General features: G+C 39.7%; 10 protein-coding genes. 6 read left to right on the top strand and 4 right to left on the bottom strand.

The window, feature by feature from the left end; all coding sequences use genetic code 11:
* Positions 1-386: 386 nt before the first annotated feature.
* Positions 387-1,154, top strand: a complete 768-nt coding sequence (locus H5187_RS07335; RefSeq protein WP_182717785.1) for an ABC transporter substrate-binding protein — start codon at positions 387-389, stop codon at positions 1,152-1,154.
* Positions 1,155-1,443: 289 nt separating this feature from the next.
* On the opposite strand, the gene H5187_RS07330 is transcribed toward H5187_RS07335, so the two are convergent.
* From H5187_RS07330 to H5187_RS07315, 4 genes are all read right to left on the bottom strand, one after another.
* A complete protein-coding gene (locus H5187_RS07330; protein ID WP_259401715.1) occupies positions 1,444-1,863 on the bottom strand; it encodes a hypothetical protein in 420 nt (139 codons plus the stop codon).
* 114 nt (positions 1,864-1,977) lie between these two features.
* A complete protein-coding gene (locus H5187_RS07325) occupies positions 1,978-3,879 on the bottom strand; it encodes a carboxylesterase/lipase family protein (protein WP_259399669.1) in 1,902 nt (633 codons plus the stop codon).
* 229 nt (positions 3,880-4,108) lie between these two features.
* Positions 4,109-7,537 (bottom strand): LamG-like jellyroll fold domain-containing protein, encoded by a 3,429-nt coding sequence (locus tag H5187_RS07320; protein WP_182761411.1) that lies wholly within the window; start codon positions 7,535-7,537, stop codon positions 4,109-4,111.
* A 527-nt stretch (positions 7,538-8,064) separates the two neighbouring features.
* Positions 8,065-9,027, bottom strand: coding sequence for a glycoside hydrolase family 43 protein (locus H5187_RS07315; protein ID WP_182717787.1), 963 nt, complete (start codon positions 9,025-9,027; stop codon positions 8,065-8,067).
* 548 nt (positions 9,028-9,575) lie between these two features.
* Here H5187_RS07315 and H5187_RS07310 point away from each other — a divergent pair.
* The 5 genes from H5187_RS07310 (at position 9,576) to H5187_RS07290 (ending at position 20,824) form a co-directional block, all read left to right on the top strand.
* Positions 9,576-12,410, top strand: coding sequence for a TonB-dependent receptor (locus tag H5187_RS07310; RefSeq protein WP_182784215.1), 2,835 nt, complete (start codon positions 9,576-9,578; stop codon positions 12,408-12,410).
* 512 nt (positions 12,411-12,922) lie between these two features.
* A complete protein-coding gene (locus H5187_RS07305; protein WP_182784213.1) occupies positions 12,923-15,754 on the top strand; it encodes a TonB-dependent receptor in 2,832 nt (943 codons plus the stop codon).
* Between the two features lie 300 nt (positions 15,755-16,054).
* Complete coding sequence (locus H5187_RS07300; RefSeq protein WP_149980054.1) at positions 16,055-17,392, top strand: MFS transporter; 1,338 nt, start codon at positions 16,055-16,057, stop codon at positions 17,390-17,392.
* A gap of 14 nt (positions 17,393-17,406) precedes the next feature.
* Positions 17,407-18,351: a glycoside hydrolase family 43 protein gene (locus tag H5187_RS07295; RefSeq protein WP_033103079.1), complete on the top strand. Its 945-nt coding sequence runs from the start codon at positions 17,407-17,409 to the stop codon at positions 18,349-18,351.
* Between the two features lie 22 nt (positions 18,352-18,373).
* Entirely contained in the window at positions 18,374-20,824 is a 2,451-nt protein-coding gene (locus H5187_RS07290) for a glycoside hydrolase family 127 protein (RefSeq protein WP_182797674.1), read from the top strand.
* Positions 20,825-20,833 lie beyond the last annotated feature (9 nt).

Below are 20,833 nucleotides of genomic sequence, written 5' to 3'. Positions count from 1 at the left end.
CCACTGTTTCGATAGTGGCTTTTTTATGTGTATGTAGCGTGCGTTTTAATTTTATGAACTTACATTTGAATAGTCGTGTTATTGCCATCATTAATAAAGTGCACTCGCGGCCTGTACATTTAGTATTTTTTAACAAACTGCCAAAGTTAAGCGATTCGCTCAATATCAAAGGTGGTTGTATTTTAAGCTGTTGTCGCTAATTTAATTAGTGTAAGGTGACGCAGCAAAGGTACAATTTGATTGTCCATAATTGTAAGATACAGTGAACCAAGTGTAATGTTAGCGTAGGCTGCTAATATGTAAGGTAAAGCCAAAGATAATTATAAAATAAACTTAAAAAATAGCGCTTTTTATAGATAGAAGCAGGCACAGGAATAGGAAGCCTCATGATATTAAGAATGATTTTATTATTGAGTTTATTGTCAAATATAAATGCAAACGCTCAGGATCCAGAGCCTGAACTTACAATTTTGTTGAACGACTGGCCACCTTATAATTTTAACAAAGGTGGTAAGCTAGTTGGTATTAGCACAGAGTTAGTAGAAGCCGCGCTGCAAAAAGCGAACATCAAATACAAACTGTTAGTTTATCCTTTTAAACGCGCTTTATACACTGTCCAACAAACTCCTAACACTTTGCTTTTTACAGTAGCTCGCATTCCTGAGCTCGAAAATATGTATAAATGGATTGGCCCTTTGCACACCAGAGAGGTATATCTGTATAAATTAAATTCCCGATCTGATATACAGATCAACAAAATCGCAGATATCAAACAATATAAAACTAGTGTGCTGATGGGCGGTTCAGTTGAGCAATTCCTTAAACGTAATCACTTTCAAGAAAATATAGACTACTATGTTACTGTTAATTCAGAACAAATATTAAAAGCTTTATTTAAAAAAAGGACAGATCTGATCCCTGGAGATCCATTAGATTTAGCCTATCAAATGAAAACGCTGGGCTATGATCAGTCAGCAATTGAAAAAGCCTATTTACTGTCGAACGAAGGTGGCTATTACATGATAGCTAATAAAAAAACATCAGATGAAATGATAACAAAAATTCAGAAATCTTTAGATGAAGTGCTTGCATCAGATAAGAAAGATAAAACTATCGAAAAGTATCTACAAATAAAAAGCGGTTCCTTTAACTAAAAATCTATCGATTAAACAATCACTAATTATTTTGGTGATTAAATTGCAAAGCTTATTGCGCCTGGTAGCAGAAGGCATTTTAATGGCCGATTTACTTTTGTCAGTAAAAATTGCTGCAGCAAGGAAATACGAGTGCACCAATCTGCCTAGCGATTGGCCAGTTTTTATAACTCATAATTATGCCTAATTGTTGATATTGCGCTTATTTAAGTATAGCTAAAAACACGATTGCTAATAATAGAATATGAGCAGTACTACAATAGTAACAACTAATCGCGATTTCAGTTGATCACACCATGGCACTGACAAGTGCACCTGTGTCGGTAATACCAGCTTCTTTCATCGCTTCAGCGATGGTTTGAACTAACGAACCCATTTGAGCTTGCATTGATACAATCATATTAGTTTGCGCTTCGACTTGTGCTTTAACAGCTTCATCTTGCTGGTTATCTAGCGCTTTTAACTTTTCGAGTTGCTCTTTTTGTTGTTCAATCTGTTCTTTGATTTTTTTCAGCTGTTCGATCATTTTAGCGATGTGATCGGGCATATCTGAATTGGCCTCTTTTTCTGCTTTCTCTTTAGTTTCCCGGCCTGATATATTGTCTAACTCTTTTTCTGATAAACGATAGCCAGTAGTATCGTTACTTTTTACCGTAGGCTCTGATGGTGACGCAATTGGCTGTCCCAGTGGTTTATGTATCTGCATCATGGCTCTTTATAATGTGATTTAATCATACTTATCGGCTGAAAGAGGCGTTACTAAAGGGGAGGCATGTAAATAAAAGCCAAATATTAATTTGGCTTTTATTTGGATAGCTGCACACTAACGAACTTGGTTAGCCCATTTTTCACCGGCTGGTGTGCGGCGCCATTTAAAATACTGATCAAGTGTTTCTAGCGCTTGTTTGTCGGGCACTGGGCCGACTTTCGCTTGCTGTTGAAAATACATAGTGCTGGGTTTGTCATTATTAAAAGCAGGCCAATTTGGTAATGCATCGTCATTTGGATTGCTATTTTTGGCAAAGTTAGTCCAGTAGGTTGCCATTATATCTGACATTTTTAAATCATTTTTAGTTACATTCGGATCTGCTTTATTAAGGTTTTTAAACATATAGGCTATTTCATGACCGTGGCCAGAGCCATAATCTTCATCTTTGCCGCCAAGTTTACGCTCAGGATGGTGATCAAAGTAATATAAATAAACAGGGGCTCTTCCATGTTCAGTTTGTAACTTAGCCCAGCTCCAAGTATGCCAACCAAAGGCAGCATCACGCACCAGATTACGGGCGCTGCGAGGGATGCTGTTTTTTGCAACAGGGTAAGCTTCAAGTAAGCTTGGCGCAAATTGACCGAAGCGAGTCTTTACTCCATCAACAAAATTATTAACATCAGGGTCCCACACAAAGCTGACGCCTTCATCCGAGTTATAACCAATTAAAGCAGGTACATCATTAAACTTGCCTTGCTGATAGAGCTTATATTGGTCGTCTTTTATCACATAGCCGTCAACAATGGGCCAACCACCGGGAAGTGACCAGCCTTTTGGTATAAAAGTTTTTGCGCTCATTTTTCGCAGTTGTGCAATGGAGCTTGTGCCAAACTGTTTTACATAGTCGAAACCTTCTGTTTGAGCCTGTTGTAAGGTTGACATGTTTTCACCGGGGTAGTTCTTAATGCGAGTAGGACCAAATGAACCACCACTTTGCGAGATAACTTTGTTAAATAACCCTTTAGCTAACGGTGAGGCGGCAAGCATGCTAACCGAAATGCCGCCCGCAGATTCACCCGCAATGGTAAGATTATTTGCATCACCACCAAACTCACTAATGTTTTGTTTAAGCCACTTTAAGGCGGCTAGTTGGTCGAGCAACCCATAATTACCTGATACGCCAACTGGGCTTTCCTTATTAAGTTCAGGATGGGCTAAAAAACCTAATTGACCAACGCGATAAGCAATAGACACTACTATCACGCCTTTATTGGCAAGTTCGCTACCATCAAAAATAGGATCTGATGAACTGCCAAAGCTAAAGCCACCACCGTAGATCCAAACGAGCACCGGGAGCTTTTCATTATTTGATTGCGCGGGCGTCCAAATATTCAGATATAAACTATCTTCACTGCTCCCAGATACGGGATCGCCTGCTTGAATTGGGGCAGGGGCATACGCTTGTGCTTTAAGCACACCTTGCCATTTTTCGGCAGGTTGAGGGGCTTTCCAGCGCAACTCTCCAACCGGTGGTTTAGCAAAGGGCACGCCTTTAAATACGGCTAAGTTTTGCTGGGCCGTGCCTTCAAGTTTGCCCTGTGCCACGCTGACTTGGGTTAATGGTTCTGCGTTTGCGCTGGCTGCTGCTGTAGCAAAAAATGTGGCCCATAAAAGCCGTTTAAGTTTTGATACGTTCATAATCATTCCTTTAAAATTGCTTTGCTTATCTTTTAATTGCCAATCAAGCTTATAGTTTGCTGTAGCAAAAAGTTGCGCGCCATCCCAGAATTGACCTGCAATAGCGATTTTTTGCAGATTTGCGCTTTGGTAAAATTCACTGAGCAGATTCGCAAATTGTGCTCTAATCCAATCAATGACGTGAGGGAGCATGCTATTTCTGGCCTTATTTAAGAATTTGTCATCAAGGCTGTTTTGCCTTTTGCCCAGTGCTATCACTAAGTAACCATATGAATTAATCTCAGACAGCATATGCTCAAAAGGAAATAAGGTGTCCATTCAGCCGCCGTTAGCAATAACTTTAAATGCTGTCATTTTGGCAAAGCAAAAACAGGGTATAAGAACATAAGAATACGGTACATAGCCCTTACTAAGTTGTTATTATAGTACAAATGGCACGGTAGAAGATAAGTGATTTTTTGAAATAATTGATAAATAAAAAAGCCAGACTCTCGTCTGGCTTTTCACGACAACAAACTATTGGGCAAGGCAGCTCGCCCAAAATAGTTTATTCTTGTGCAGTTGCTGCATCAAAGAGTGCTTTAATTGCATCAGCATCAATTGCACCGCTGAATACTTTTAACTCATCAATTGCACCAGCATAAGGCGTATCCCAATAGTTTACGCCTAACGCAAATTCATTGGTCTCGCCTGCAACAGTGAATACACGTGGAAAACCTGCAGCTTCAAGTTTTAATTCACCATTTACGTACATTTTTAGTGTATCACCATTGCTACCATCGACAGTCATGGCTAAGTGAGTCCATTTGTCTTTAGGTATACGAGTATCAAGCTCACCGTTATCGAAAAATGCGCCCGTAGTTGCCCAAAGTCGAGTTTTATCAGTACCATCCATTGATGGGACAAGGCTTAACCACGTTGACGAATTTGCACCGGCAAAGAATGCAGTCGTGTAACTGGTAAATACATCTGGTTTTAACCACAGTGAAATTGAATAGTCATTCGTTGTAATTAAGTTATCAGGTAATCTCACTCCAACATTACCATCTAGATGTACAGCTTGACCGATAATACCGTCAGTGAAAGTGACAGCACCGCCTTGGTTATCTATCCGGTTACCGGTTGCGTTACCTTTACCGTAAACGCCTTCAAGCTCAGCTAAATCACCTTCAAAGCTATATTGCGCAGGGGCAAGTGATTTAACGGTAACATCGAAGGTTTTAGTGTCAGTGAAGCCTTTATAGTTAATCGTTGCAGTTAAGGTGACGATTTGATCGCCTGCCAACGCACTTGGTTGATTAACGATAGCTGTGCCATTAACAGGTTTTAGGTATTCTTCATTATTTGATGTCCAACTGATACCGGATACAAATGGACCAACACGCGGTAGAGTGAGGTTATCACGCACTGCTGATACATCACCTAAATCTAATGCATCTTTTACAAAACCAGCGAATTTTGTTGGATCAGTTAAGTTATTGATAGCAGCTGCATTGATGTCTAAGTTACCAAGGGCATAGTCATATACTATTAATTCATCAATCTCGCCTTGGAATGGTAAATCCCAGCCATAGTTTACGCCAAGTGCAAAGTTACCCGTTGCATTACTAAAAAAATCAGCGCGTGGCATTGATCCTGCTAAAACCCCATCACGGTAAAGTTTAGCTTCGCCGTTGGCATAAGTGATTGCAACATGCGACCAAGTAAGCGTTGCCGGGGTTGCAGAAATGATTTGGTTCCACTGTTCAACACCCGCATCATCTAAATATTTGCTCCATAGCATTGGTGTGGTTGTAAAATGAGTGTTACCAGGGATCAAGCTCATCCATCTATCAACAGTCGTAGTGGCGAAGAATGATGGTGAAAAATCAGTTAAAACCGTTGGTTTCAACCAATAAGAAACAGTGTATGCACTTGATTGAATAAAGCTATCAGGTAATCTGACACCTGTTGCACCATCAAAACTAAATGCTTGGCCTGTTTGCCCAGCAGCATACGCTTGATTACCTGCGCCGGTGTTTAACAAATTATTATCAGTAGTTGTGGCACTTGGTAAATTTCCTAAGCTATCTGTGAGCGCATTTTCAAATGAATAATGTGCTATCGCATTTTTAAACTCAGGACGTGCGGTTAAATTAACTGTAAATGTTTTACTCGTGGTTTGGCCGTTTAGCTCAATATTGGCTGTGAGCGTCACTGATTTATTACCACGGTCTGGGGTTGGAATAAATACTGCACCGTCGCTACCTATGTAATATTCATCACTACTTTGCCAGCTGATTTGTGCGCCATCTTTACCAAGAGTTGGTAATGAGTAACCTTCATCTGCAATACTTAACTCAGTTTTAATATCCAACGCTTGAGCAACAGTGGCAAGGATATCGCTTGTTGCCGTAATATCGTCAACTTTAGTTGCCCAAACCGTTGCTCCTTCACTTGATACTCCCGACAGCGTTGGTACAAGTGCTTTATTGGCATCATCCCATTGCCATTTAGCGACGGCAAAGTAAGTGCCAGATTCTAATACTAGTTTAATATTGGTATTAGAATCATCGCTAGGATACCAAGTACCAGGATCGCTGCCTGTTACTGAGTTATCAGCATTAAGTGCAATGTGAGTTGAACGAATAGCACTGGTATTAACGGTTGTACCATGGTTTATGAATTTGTAATAACCTTGGATTTCGTCCATCGATAGTACATTCTCACCATTGAGTGGAACATAGCGTTGTGGTGAAAGTACAGGCCAACCAAGTTGGTTAATGAACATTTCATGGGTTCGTACTTGGTGTGCTTCAGCACTTTCTGGAAATTCAGTAGAGCTTAATGGGAAGCGAGTGTGAGTGACAAATAAATGTTTGCCCGATGCCTGATCATAATACGCTGAGTTATGACCCGGTGATTGATAACCCCAAGCTGGTGCTGTTTCTCCGAGCTCTTGGGTATATTCAAAACCACCTAATAGTTTTTCACCTATTTCAAGGCCGCCTGCAGAGGCAATATCGTTGCCCGCATTATCTAAATAAGGACCTTGTGGGTTCTTTGAACGTGCAACACGTACATTATAACCATCATTAGCAGCAAATCCTGCAACTGAGTAAAAAAGATAGTAGTAATCACTTTCAGGGCTATACATAGTAAATGCACCTTCCATAGCACGGAAGTCACCACCGACTAGTTTAGTTCCATAGCCTTGTCCTGCTTCAGGCATGCCTGTTGTTTCATCTATAGCAAGTACAAATATCCCGCCAGAGTATGAACCGTACACCATCCATAAATTGCCATCTTTATCATAAAAAGCGGCGGGGTCAATGGCATTGGGATCTACAGCGCCAGCCCATGTTGTTTGCCCATTATCTAATGGATACTTAGCAAATTCATCATCAGTACGGTAGCCGCTGCGTAAAAAAATGCCTTTATTTTTGTATGGACCTTCAATAGAGTCTGCTTCTGCAAGACCTAAATAAGAGCGATTAAAGCATACTTCATCAACAGTGTTAGGTGTATCTGGATTATCTTGAGCGCAATGATTGTAGTAAAACCAAAACTTGCCGTTGGGTGCTTTAATTACATCAGCAGCCCAGTTACCGGTAAAGCCATCAGTCCATTCAATACCCTCTGCAATTTCGGTTGTGTAATTAAAATCAAACAACGGGCTTTCATTTACAGCACTGTTTGCTGATAAACTTGAAATCATTTCCCAGTTCATTAAATCGGTCGATTTAGCGGCAGCTAAATGTGAGCCAAAAATATAATAAGTATCATCGACTTTTAAAACCGACGGATCATGCACGGCAACATTAGTCACTGTTACATTGCCATTGTTGTTAAATTGTACACTGCTACTTACAGTTGGCTTTGCGGTTGCAGTAGGTTGTGCCGCTAATACGCCTTCGGGCGCTGAATTGCTGTCTGAACCGCATCCTGTAACAGCTAAAGCGCAGCTGATCACCATCGCTAATCTGGTTAGTTTCATTTTTTAATGTCCTCTTATAACTGGGATTTTTGTTATTTAATGTTGTCAATAAAATAGCTGTGCACCTAACGTAAAATAGCAACTACGTAGTATTGTAATTTTATAGTACTATTTCAAATGTGCAAATACTTTTGCAAAAGTAATTGTTATGTAAATAAAAAGTGCTTTATTTACAATGCTTACAGCTGTGTTTCAATTATCATCAAGCAATGATTTGCGACGATTTTTCGCTTATTTACAGCAAGTAATGTAAGTATTACGCGAAAATAGAGGGGGTTAACCAGATCTCAGGTAAAGGTATTTACGAATGCTTTGATTTAAAATTATAAAGGTTAATAAAGTGTCTACCTAGAAAGTTATCAGAATTAACAAGGCGAGTTTACGCGTCAGGCACTTACCTATTGCAAGTTAACTCAACGCAGTTAGCGATTGAAAATCGTCTTTATAAGTAGATTTATTCACCAGCGAACAATTTTTTAAACCACGGTGATAGGGGCTCTGCAGTGAGAGCCCCTTCGTTGACTGAGTTATTTGTCTTTACTCAACCCTTCAGTGGTCATGATGATACGCTGTAAGGTACCATCATCATTGTATATAAGTGGTTCAATCGCAACTGAGCGACGAAAACGTCCGCCACTTGGCTTGCCATCTTTTGGTGGTACTGCACCTGTATGGTAAATAAAGTAACTTTTATCTTTAAACTCGATAATTGACTGATGATTAGTCTCGCTGTTACCGGCAATCTCATTGAGAATGCCTTTGTACTGCCAAGGGCCATGGATACTTTTACTCATTGCGTAGCAGATTTTTTCTGGAAATTCACATGCATAAGAAACATAGTAATATTCATCTTTCTTATGAACCCATAAAGCTTCAGTGAAATTAGGTAAGTCGATGGTTTTGATTTCACCGTCTAGGCTTAATAAATCATCACTTAGTTTTACATATTTAGGTACGAGGTTACCAAAAAATAGGTAGGTATCACCGTTTTCTTCTACGTAGATGGCCGGATCTATATCATCCCAATCATTCGGTGTTTGGGTAGTCATATCATTAGTAACCAATGCATGACCTATAGCGTCTTTAAATGGTCCGGTAGGAGATTTCGACGTTGCAACACCAATTGCAAAACCAGGTTTAGTTTCATCATGGCGAACAGTGGTGAAGAAATAAAAGGTGCCATCACGTTCAATCATATGCGCTGCCCATGCATCGCCCTTAGCCCATTTAAAGTCAGTGGCTTTCATTATTGGGCCATGCTTTTTCCAATTCACCATATCTGTTGATGAAAAAGCAAGCCAGTCATGCATCTCAAAGAAAATATCATTATTAGGGGCAACATCATGACCGGTATAAAGATAAACTGTGTCCTTATGAACTAATGCCGCTGGATCTGCGGTGAACACGTCGGTAAATAATGGGTTTTGTGCTGCAACCATACCGCTCGATAAGAGTAATGGTAACGCAAGGGCTGTTAATTTATTTTTCATATGTATCCTTATAGATGGTGTAAGCCAAAGTATCTGCGCTTGTGTGTAGTTTTAGTTAATTCATGGCAGCTGTGAGTACTAAAAATTAGTAAAAGTACAATAAAAAACACCATTAATTGTATTATTGTATTTTTATTGTGATGACATCAGCATAACCGAGGTAAATATATAGTTGCAATGCATTTATATTTTTACACAGTATTAATGTGATTGTTATTCGCATTGTCGACTTTAAGCTTTTGAATTTCATAGCCTTACTTTTTTAATTGTTAGGTGGCTAGATGAAACAAGCTAATAAATCAACTATTTCAATGGAGTGGGTGTTAACTACTCTTTACAGGTTATTTGAATTTGTTGTTTTTTGAGTTGACCCTTAAATAGTCATACAATATGATTAAAGTCCGAGTGTAAATCTATATACATAGTCAATGTAGATATCTCGTATACTGTTTTGACAACACACAATGGGCAATGCAGTGGTCACTCTTCGGTAACTTAATTGGATAGTTCAGAGTTCCGATATAACTATAATTTGGAGAACACCGCTAATGTTTAAAAAAACACACATAGCCAGTGCGATAGTTTTGGCATTTACATGCCAACTGTCTTACGCACAGGATGAAGTAACAAATACACCGCCAGATAGCACTGATGATATCGAAGTTATCCAAGTATCAGGTATTCGCGGTAGCTTAAACAAAGCGCTAGATGAAAAACGCGCTAGCGTACAAATTGTTGATGCGATTGTTGCCGAAGACATTGGTAAATTTCCTGACAATAATGTCGTTGAAGCACTACAGCGAGTTTCAGGTGTACAAACTACCGGCCGTGGGGGCGGTGAAGTCAGCAGCGTATCAATTCGTGGTCTAAGCGATGTTCATACTACTGTAAATGGCCGTGATATTTTTACCGGCTCAGGTCGTGATGTGTCGCTGCAAGATATTCCTGCTAGCTTACTCTCTGGTGTTACCGTATATAAAACGCGATCGGCAAAGCAAGTTGAGCGTGGTATAGCTGGCTCGATTGATATTAAAACTCAGCGTCCATTTAACTTTGATGGTAAAAAAGTAGTACTAGCAGCACGCGGTATTTATTCAGACCAACCTGACAAAGTTGACCCTAATTTAAGTATGTTATTAAGTAATCGTTGGGATTTGGATGGTGCGGGTGAGTTTGGTGCACTGGTCAATGTTTCCTATTCTAAAACGCACTACCGCGATGATACATTAGCTGCAGGGGCTGCATTACCCTATTTCACAAACCAACCAGCTACTGGTTTTAGACCTTATTCTCCAATTCCTAGAACGTTAGGAGCACCGGGTAACGAAACCTCTGTTTGGCAGAGCTTAGAAAATGGCCTACCAACAACACCAGGTTCAGCGCTTGATATAAATGGCCAGTCAGCAGAGTATTTACTTGGCCGTGACGCTGTTTTTGGTAACTCTTTTAGCGGTGAACGTAAGCGCCCAGCAATAACAGCCTCATTTCAATGGGCACCTAATGATACATTAGAGTTAACGGCTGAAGGTTTTTATACTGGCTATCGTAATGAGTCACAAAATTCATTATGGCATGCGTTTAGTTACAATGATAACGTCGGCATTGAAACACCGGTTACTTACGATGACACAAATGTCATAAAGCAAAGACAAACCCTCGGCGCAGATGGTTTTGTAAGTGGTGATGCTACTTCTCAAAAAACAGACACGTATTTATACGCATTGGGTGCGAAGTGGCAAGCATCAGATTATCTGACCATTAATAGTGAACTGGTATATCAAAAAAGTGATTATGAAAGCGACTTTTTAGCAATGCGCTTTAATCGCGCAACTTTTCCTACTCTAAACGTTGATTATAATAATGGTGGAGGTGTACCCGCAGTCGTATACGAAGACGATCCTAATACACCTGTAAATGAAGCTGATATGAGCGCTGTTGCAAACTGGAATGCTGCTGATCTATATGACAATGGTGATGGCAACAGTGGTGACTCAATTGCGTTTACGTTTGACGCAGAATATTTATTTGGTGGCACATATATTGATAAAGTTTCTTTTGGTGGGCGCTACGAAAAACGTACTGCAGAAGCATTCACTCGTACTCAGAATAAATATCAACCAACATCGCTAACTAATTTCATGAGCCAGTTAGTTGAAGCAGGTGTAAGCGATGACGGATCTGGGCTTATCTATCAGGTTGATGATTACTTTGATGGCCGAGCTAACGTTTTCAATAACTTTATCGCAGCAGATGGTGGTTACTTACTTGATAATGTAGATGCTGTCCGCGCTGTCTATGGGTTTAACAAAGAAGATAAGTATAAAACGTTTGATATTAAAGAAGATTCTTATGCTTTATATAGCACAATGAACTTTTATCTCTTTGAAAATATTAGCGGTGAGGTTGGTGCTCGTTACGTGAAATATAATCAAGATATGAAGTTTCAATCACTATTATCTAAAAATCCTGCTCAGTATGACCAAACCGTTGAATCAGAAAGTATCAATAAGTTGCTACCAAGTTTATCTCTAAACTGGAATATTACAGAAGATATTGTCGGGCGTGTTGCGTATACAGAAACACTAAGAATGCCTAATTACGCTGATTTAAGCTCTGTGGCACGTTACGAAGATCCAATTACCAAAGCGCAAGAATATGGTACCGGTAGTACTGGTAATCCTAATTTACAAGCTACTGAGTCAAAAAATTATGACTTATCGCTAGAGTGGTATTTTGCTGATACAAGTTCTTTATACGCGTCTTACTTTAAGCGTGAAATTGATGGGTTAGTCATTTCATCACGTAGAAATGTTGTACGCGAAGGCGATGATGGCGAAACTCGTCCATACGTTGTTAGCTTTCCTGGTAATGCGTCAGATGGTGAATTATCTGGTCTCGAGTTAGGATTAGTCTATTTCCCAGAAAATCTGCCAGCCGTTCTTGATGGCTTAGGTATGCAGGCAAGTTACACTAACTTAGACTCTTCGCAGGACACTCCTGACTTTGATTCGTTAGGCAATATTATTGGTTATACCGAAACAAGTATGACAGGCGTTTCTGATGAATCAGTTAGTGTCGTTGGTATTTACGAGCGAGAGTCATTTGATATGCGTTTGTCATACTTATGGCGCTCAGCGTTTTATAGCGGAACAACGGATGCTACTTTTGCGAATCCATTACAAATTTGGAATCGCCCAGAGCAAAGTTTAGATTTCCAAGTTAGTTATAACATTACAGAAGATGTTACTGTCACATTTGATGCTACTAACTTGTTAGATGATAAGTATCAAACTTATTATGGAGAAGGTAACGAAAATCTATTTAATGCGGGAAGTAGTATTTTTTCTCGTACATTTGCTTTAGGTGCACGGTATTCATTCTAATGTAAATTAGAGTATAAAAAGCCCCGATAACCTCGGGGTTTTTTATGCTTATTCATATTATACAGAAAATTATTCCCATTGCTTGTAAAGCTAATTGTTTCGTCTTTTTTGTTTCCCCGTACTTGGAATTACCGATCTTAATATATGTTATAGCTATGGAGCATTGGCATACCCTTTCAAGTGAGTTGTTAATTTGTAGTATAATAATTATTTGATTTAGGATGAGTTATATTTCACTTTTTGATACTTCTATCTTTCCCGTAAGATTATATTTCATCAACCAATTGTTTTTTATGGCCTTGTTGCCAAGATTTGTTTTTTTGATTTTTATTTAACATTTATTTATTTTTATCAGTTGACTGTTAATTAATCATACAATATTATCAATGTCAGGCAGCAAATAATTAACATAATAAAAGGCAACCTTAATACAGGCTCTGACAACAAGTTTGTAAATAAGGGGAAGCAGAGGGTAATAGCCTTCTGGGGAAAACAAATGGAGAACACCACTCATGTTCAAAAAAACACACATAGCTAGTGCAATAATCATGGCTGTTTCATGTCAGTTTGCATATGCGCAGCAAGAAGATAATGCATCGGTAAATGCTGAGAAAGACGACATTGAAATTATTCAGGTTTCTGGTATTCGTGGTAGCTTAAATAAGGCACTGGCTGAAAAACGCTTTAGTACACAAATTGTCGACTCTATTATTGCAGAAGATATTGGCAAGTTCCCAGATAACAATGTAGTTGAAGCACTACAAAGGGTTACTGGTGTACAAACCACAGGCCGTGGTGCTGGTGAAGTGAGTACTGTGTCTATTCGTGGTCTAACGGATGTTCATACTACGGTCAATGGTCGAGATATTTTTACCGGTGCAGGGCGCGATGTTGCACTGCAAGATATTCCGGCGAGCTTACTATCTGGCGTAACAGTTTATAAAACGCGATCAGCAGATCAAGTCGAGCGAGGTATTGCGGGTTCAATCGACATTAAAACAAATCGCCCGTTTAACTTTGATGGCCAAAAAGTTGTTTTAGCTGCACGTGGTATTTACTCCGATCAACCAGATAAAGTTGACCCAAATATTAGTGCACTGCTAAGTAATCGTTGGGAAATTGACGGCGCTGGTGAGTTTGGTGCACTGTTTAATGTGTCGTACTCTGAAACCAATTATCGTGATGATACGATAACTGCAGGTGCAGCGTTTCCATTTTTTACTAATAATCCGCAAGCAATGTACTCTCCTTATTCACGTATTCCTGAATATGACTCGCAAGGAAACAAGGTTTGGCAGATTGGTCAAGAGAACGGTTTACCTAATACTCCAGGGTCTAAACTAAACGTTGAAGGTGAGCCGACAGAGTATTTAATAGCACGTGATGCTATCTTTGGTACGTCATTTACTGGTTTACGTAAACGTCCAGCAGCTTCTATCTCGTTGCAGTGGGCACCGGTTGATACTTTAGAAATAACCGCCGAAGGTTTTTACACCGGGTATGAAAACGAGTCACAAAATGCGATGTGGTTTTCAAACACGTTTGAAAACGGCAATGGCAATATTGAAACACCAACTATTTTCGATGGCACTAATGTAGTTAAAGAAAAACAAGCGATTAATGCAGGTGGTTTCCAAAGTGGTGATTTCTCATATGGTAAAACAGATAGTTACTTATATGCACTAGGTGCACAGTGGCAAGCTAGTGAATATTTAACAATTAACACTGAAGTTGTTTATCAAGAAAGTGAATTTGAAACTGATTTTTTTGCAATGCGCTTTGACCGTGTAGCCAAAGGGTTAAATGTTGATTTTAATGATAATGACGGAGTTCCTGGGATTGCATTTTGGGATGATCCTAACACCGCAGTAAATGAAGCTGATATGGCTGCAATACAAAATTGGAATGCGGGTACGGTGTATGATAACGGCGGTGGTAATCGCGGGGATTCTACGACATTTACTTTTGACGCTGAATATCTTTTTGGTGGTCGATTCATAGATAAAGTGAAATTTGGCGGTCGCTACGAAAAACGCACAGCTGAAGAGTTCACTCGAACAAATGAAGGTGGGATTGGTAATACTAGTGTTGAAAGTTTAATTCAACAATTGGCCGCAGCAGGAACTACTGGTGATGGATCCGGTATTGTATTCCATGTGGATGATTACTTCGATGGCAGGGCAGATACATTCAGTAACTTCGTTACCGCTGATGGTGGTTACATGCTTGATAACGCTGGTGCAGTACGCAACGTGTATGGTCTAGAAGCCGAAAATGTTTATAAAACCTTAGATATTGAAGAAAACTCGTATGCATTATATACAACCACTAATTTTTTCATAACTGAAAATATAAGTGGGGAATTTGGGGTGCGTTATGTCAAATATGAGCAGGATATGGACTTCACAGCAGAAACTGGAACAAATACTAATATTTTTGATTCAAGCTCTGCGAGCGCAGACGTCAGTAAATTACTGCCAAGCTTAGTTCTAAACTGGAATATAACCGATGATGTGATAGGTCGTTTTGCTTACACTAATACCTTACGTATGCCTAATTTTGCAGATTTAAATGCCTTGCAGTATTTTACGGATCCTCTTACAGAGGGAACTAAGAATGGGACGGGCACAGGAGGGAACCCGCAATTACAACCTGAAGAGTCGACAAATTATGATATCTCTTTAGAGTGGTATTTTGCCGATTCAAGTTCACTTTACGCAACTTATTTTTTACGAGAAATAGATAGCCGAATAGTCCCAGGGCGAAAAGTTGTGATGCGACCTGATAAGAATGGTGACATTATTCCTTACGCGCTTAGTGCCCCTGTTAATGCAAGTGAAGGCGAATTATCTGGTTTGGAACTTGGTTTAGTATATTTCCCGGATAACTTGCCTGAAATGCTAAATGGGCTTGGTCTGCAAGCAAGTTTTACCGCACTAGATTCATCTCAAAAACTACCTGAGTATAACAACGATGGAACCATTAGCGGTTATGTAGATTCAAGTATGGCTGGTGTATCTGATCAATCATATAGTGTGGTGGGTATTTATGAGCGAGATTCGTTCGATATGCGCTTATCGTATGTATGGCGTTCAGAGTTCTATACCGGTAACGAAGCGGCTATTTTTGCTAATCCATTGCAATTTTGGAACCGTTCAGAACAAAGTTTAGATTTCCAATTTAGCTATGATGTAACAGATGATTTTGTGGTGACTTTTGATGCTACAAATATACTCGACGATGTGTATCAAAGTTATTATGGTGAAGGCAACGAAAACATCTATAACTTTGGTAACGGTATATATTCACGCACTTTTGCAATTGGTGCCCGTTATTCTTTCTAAGTTTATATAATCTTTAAAGTACAAAACCTCGACTTTGGTCGGGGTTTTTACTTATCAACTCATTGAATTAATTTAACTTGTATTTATTCGCTCTGAGATAGTTGAGCTTCCAAAATTATGATTCGTCGAAAAGAGTTGCGATCCTATTAGTATGATAATACTATCAATGAAGTTATCATTAAATTTACAATAATAAGCAATACAATGGTCACCAGTGTGATAAAACAAAGAATAGGTGACCTTTATTATTTTAAATATGGCGTATTAAGGTACTACATATTTTAAAAATCAGGTAGTTGTATGGAAAATCAAAAGTTATCAGTGGTAGAAAAAGTCGGTTTTGGTGCCGGTGATATGGCAGTAAACGTTATGGTTGCTGCATTATTTTATTTTATGTCGTTTTTCTACACCGACATTTATGGCCTCGACCCTGTTGATATGGGTATTTTATTTTTAGTTGCACGTTTTGTTGATGCGTTTACTGACCCATTAATGGGCGTGATTACCGATAAAGTAAAAACTCGCTGGGGGCAGTTCCGCCATTGGTTCTTATTTTTATCTGTGCCATATGGTATTTCAATCGTCCTGCTATTTACCACTCCAGATTTTGATTACAATATGAAGTTGGTGTGGGCTTACCTTACTTATTTATTTGCCACCTTGATGTTTACCGGTGTAGCAATTCCTTATATTTCGTACATTGGCGTATTAACCGCAGATCCTAAAGAACGTTTATCAGCGAATGGTTATCGGATGTTTTTTGCCAAAATAGCCAATGTTATTATTGTATTTTCTGTACCTTTACTGGCATCAATGTGGGGCGGTGGCGATATCGCTCATGGTTATAAACTGGCAATGATTTTAGTGTCTACCTGTGGTGTAGCATTGTTTCTGTTTTGCTTTTTTACTACTCGTGAACGTATTACTCATGAACCACAAACCGAAAGCATACTGACCCAATTTAAAGTGCTGATTAAAAACGATCAATGGTTGCTGCTATGCGCCGCATGTGTGCTTGGTACTTTAGGTTATGCAATTCGTGGCAGTGTGGCTATGTACTACGCTAAGTACTATTTAGGTGCTCCTGATCTGGCGGGTACTTTTACCAGTGCCGGTATCGCAGCATCAATAGTATCTATGGTGGCAAGTACGTGGATCACCCAACGTTATTGTAAGTTAAAACTATTTAGATGGTCACAAATCGCAGTGTTGTTTATTTCGCTGATAATGTTTTTTGCAGTGCAACCTGGTGACATCTGGTTGGCCTTTGTGTTGTATATCATTTTATCTTTCGTGGTTGATTTGCATGCACCGGTGTTTTGGTCCGCGATTGCAGAAGCGGTTGACTATGGCGAAATTAAAGACGGTGTTAGGGCATCAGGTTTGTCATTTGGCGGGATTTCATTTTGCCAAAAAGCCGGTGGTGGTTTAGCGGGTCTTGCCGGTGGTTTACTGTTAGCTTTTTTTGATTACCAGCCAAATATTGAACAAAGTCAATTTACCATGACTGGATTAGCATTAATGCTGACCATTATTCCTGGTGTGTTTCATGCCATTTTGGGCTTTGTGCTATTTAAATACAAAATTACCGATAACTATTATACCGATATGGTTAAAAACCAGCGGTTACCAGAATAATTTTAGGAGCATTTATGTCAACTTTACCTAAACCTTTGATCCCACAACGTGCTGATCCATATATTCATAAGCACACAGATGGTTATTATTACTTTACCGCGTCAGTGCCTGCCTATGATGGCATTGAACTGCGCCGTGCAAAAACCCTAGAAGGGCTTGCAACTGCAACGCCAAAAATGGTCTGGATGAAGCCACAAACAGGTCCATATTCTGAGCTTATTTGGGCTCCTGAGATCCATTTTAATGATGGCGCTTGGTATGTTTATTTTGCCGCAGCACCGAGTCGTGAAATTAAGCACGATTTATTTCAGCATCGTATGTATGCAATTAGCTGTAAAGATGCGGATCCGATTGAGGGCGAGTGGCAGTTTTGCGGTCAAATTGAAACCCCATGGGATACTTTTTGTTTAGATGCCACGACTTTTTATCATAATGATGAGCTTTATTATTGCTGGGCACAAAAAGAACCGGGTGTAAAAGGTAACTCAAATCTGTACTTGGCAAAAATGTCATCACCAACAGAGATCACTGGCGAAATCACCCGTTTAACCATCCCTGAACTTGATTGGGAAATAATTGGTTTTTGGGTGAATGAAGGCCCTAACGTACTTAAACGTAACGGTAAAATATTCTTAACGTATTCAGCCAGTGCCACCGATGAAAACTATGCTATGGGCTTGCTATATGCGGACCTAGATAGTGATTTATTAGATATAAATAGCTGGACTAAAGTGCAAGAGCCAGTATTTCGTAGTAACGAGCCTAAGTCGATGTTTGGCCCCGGGCATAACAGTTTTACGCAAGATGAAAATGGTAACGACGTGCTGGTTTATCACTGTCGTCAATATACTGAAATTGAAGGTGATCCACTGTGGAACCCAGATCGTCATACCTTCACAAAATCACTAAATTGGGATGATAACGGTATGCCTGTTTTTGGTAAGCCTGGCGAACAATAAAAATAACAAAAGGACTCTGTGTATGTTTGTTTTAGCAGTAAAAAAATTACCACACGTTATTAGTTTTTCTCTTGCGGTAATGTTGTTATCGGCTTGCAGCGAACACCCTAATGCAGATGATAAAACTGTTAATACGCATCATACACAGCGCACACCACAACAACTTTTTGCACTTGAGCAAGTTAGCTTAAGTGCAAGCCCATTTTTACATGCCCAGCAAACTAACGTTCGTTATTTATTGGCATTGCACCCAGATCAATTATTAGCCCCTTACTTACGTGAAGCTGGTATCGAGCTCAAAGCGTCATCTTATGGTAATTGGGAAGACTCGGGGCTTGATGGTCACATTGGCGGTCATTATTTATCGGCGTTAAGCCTTGCGTGGGCTGCAACTGGCGATGAAGAACTAAAGCGCCGTTTAGATTACATGTTAAATGAGCTACAACGCGCACAACAGGTTAATGACGGTTATTTAGGAGGCATACCAAATGGTCAAGCGATGTGGCAACAAATCCATGATGGCAATATTAAAGCCGATTTATTTAGTTTAAATGATCGTTGGGTGCCGCTTTATAACATAGACAAAATTTTCCATGGCTTGCGTGATGCTTACTTGATTGCAGGCAGTGAACAAGCAAAAACCATGCTGTTTGATTTAGGCGAATGGTTTTTAAACTTAACCTCTAAGTTAAGCGAGCAGCAGATTCAACAGATGCTGTATTCAGAATATGGCGGTTTAAATGCGGTATTTGCCGATATGGCGACGATCAGTGGCGATAAGCGTTATCTCAAATTAGCGCAACAGTTTACTCAAAATAGCATTGTCGATCCGCTGTTAAAAAAACAAGATAAGCTAACTGGCTTACATGCTAATACCCAAATTCCAAAAATTATTGGTATGTTGAAGGTCGCTGAGGCCACTGATGATAAAGCGTGGCAACAAGGCGCAGATTATTTTTGGCAAACAGTGACTAAAGAGCGCTCAGTGGCCATTGGTGGTAACAGTGTGCGTGAGCATTTTCACGACAAAAAAGATTTTACCGCGATGGTTGAAGACGTTGAAGGCCCTGAAACCTGTAACACGTACAACATGATGAAACTCAGCAAGCTGCTGTTTCTGAAAACCGCGGACACTCGCTATTTAGAATACTACGAGCGCGCAACCTATAACCATATTTTATCGTCACAACATCCTGAGCACGGTGGGCTTGTGTACTTTACGCCAATGCGTCCTGGGCACTATCGTATGTATTCATCGGTACAAGATTCAATGTGGTGTTGTGTCGGTTCGGGTATCGAAAATCATAGTAAATACGGTGAGCTGATCTACAGTAAAAATGACGATAACTTATGGGTAAATCTATTTATTCCAAGTACGCTTGATTGGCAGCAACAGGACTTAAAAGTAACTCAACAAAGCCATTTTCCGGATGCTAATAATATAACCTTAGTGATTAACACATTAGATAAAAAACATAACTCATCAGCGCAGCTGCATATTCGTAAACCAAGTTGGGTTACTGATGAATTGCAGTTTAAGCTTAATGGCAAAGCAATAAATGCCACTGCAGAGCAGGGGTATTACGCAATAAAACATGACTGGCATGATGGCGATAAATTAACTTTTTCTTTAGCGCCAAAACTGTACACAGAGCAGTTGCCTGATGACCAAGATTACTATGCGGTATTGTATGGTCCTGTGGTAATGGCAACCAAAGTACAAGCGTTTAAAAATGAGCATTTAAACTTTGTTGCTGATAACAGTCGCATGGGTCATATTGCAGCAGGGCCTACCTGTCCACCCGAAGCACTGCCTATCATGCTCAGTGAACCCGAGCAGTTTATTGCTGATTTAAAGCGAGCCCCTAGCGCAGAACTTGCATTTACCACAGATAAAAATGTCGCCATTGATCAGCAGGGGATAGGGAGCACACAAACAACTCAGTTAATTCCGTTTTTTAGGCTTCATGATAGTCGCTATCAAGTTTACTGGCCGCAGCAAAGTGAAGCCGAATTTACTCAATTTGTTAAAGATTCAAAAGCGGCTGAACAAGCAAAAGAGCAATTACGATTATTGACCGTTGACCAAATTACACCGGGCGAGCAACAGCCTGAAGTTGAGCATGACTTTAAAGGTGAAAATACCCGTGCAGGTGTTAATAACGGCCATCATTGGCGTGATGCAACAGGTTGGTTTGAATATAAGCTAACTAACTCAGAGCAGCAGGCAGTTGCACTGCGTATCCGTTACTTTACTGCAGATGTTGGACGTAAGTTTACTATCACAATTAATGGTAAGGTGCTGGCAAAAGTTAGCTTACCTGCTAAGCAAACCGGTGCAGAATTTTACAGTATTGATTATCCATTAACTGATGAAATGAAAAAAGCTAGCTCATTAACACTGCGCTTTAGTGCAATAAAAGGATCGGTTGCTGGTGGTATTTACGGTATTCGTTTAATCAATAATAACTAGTAGGACGAG

The organism is Pseudoalteromonas sp. SG44-1 (genome assembly GCF_014164315.1).
Taxonomy (GTDB): domain Bacteria; phylum Pseudomonadota; class Gammaproteobacteria; order Enterobacterales; family Alteromonadaceae; genus Pseudoalteromonas; species Pseudoalteromonas rhizosphaerae.
The sequence above is the reverse complement of the archived record's forward strand: the minus strand, read 5'-3'. Positions and strand labels throughout refer to the sequence as shown.

Excerpts from the sequence above, each read along its gene's own strand:
- H5187_RS07335 (WP_182717785.1), top strand. The coding sequence starts at position 387 with ATGATATTAAGAATGATTTTATTATTGAGTTTATTGTCAAATATAAAT.
- H5187_RS07300 (WP_149980054.1), top strand. The coding sequence starts at position 16,055 with ATGGAAAATCAAAAGTTATCAGTGGTAGAAAAAGTCGGTTTTGGTGCC.
- H5187_RS07330 (WP_259401715.1), bottom strand. The coding sequence starts at position 1,863 with ATGATGCAGATACATAAACCACTGGGACAGCCAATTGCGTCACCATCA.
- H5187_RS07295 (WP_033103079.1), top strand. The coding sequence starts at position 17,407 with ATGTCAACTTTACCTAAACCTTTGATCCCACAACGTGCTGATCCATAT.
- H5187_RS07325 (WP_259399669.1), bottom strand. The coding sequence starts at position 3,879 with ATGGACACCTTATTTCCTTTTGAGCATATGCTGTCTGAGATTAATTCA.
- H5187_RS07305 (WP_182784213.1), top strand. The coding sequence starts at position 12,923 with ATGTTCAAAAAAACACACATAGCTAGTGCAATAATCATGGCTGTTTCA.
- H5187_RS07315 (WP_182717787.1), bottom strand. The coding sequence starts at position 9,027 with ATGAAAAATAAATTAACAGCCCTTGCGTTACCATTACTCTTATCGAGC.
- H5187_RS07320 (WP_182761411.1), bottom strand. The coding sequence starts at position 7,537 with ATGAAACTAACCAGATTAGCGATGGTGATCAGCTGCGCTTTAGCTGTT.
- H5187_RS07310 (WP_182784215.1), top strand. The coding sequence starts at position 9,576 with ATGTTTAAAAAAACACACATAGCCAGTGCGATAGTTTTGGCATTTACA.
- H5187_RS07290 (WP_182797674.1), top strand. The coding sequence starts at position 18,374 with ATGTTTGTTTTAGCAGTAAAAAAATTACCACACGTTATTAGTTTTTCT.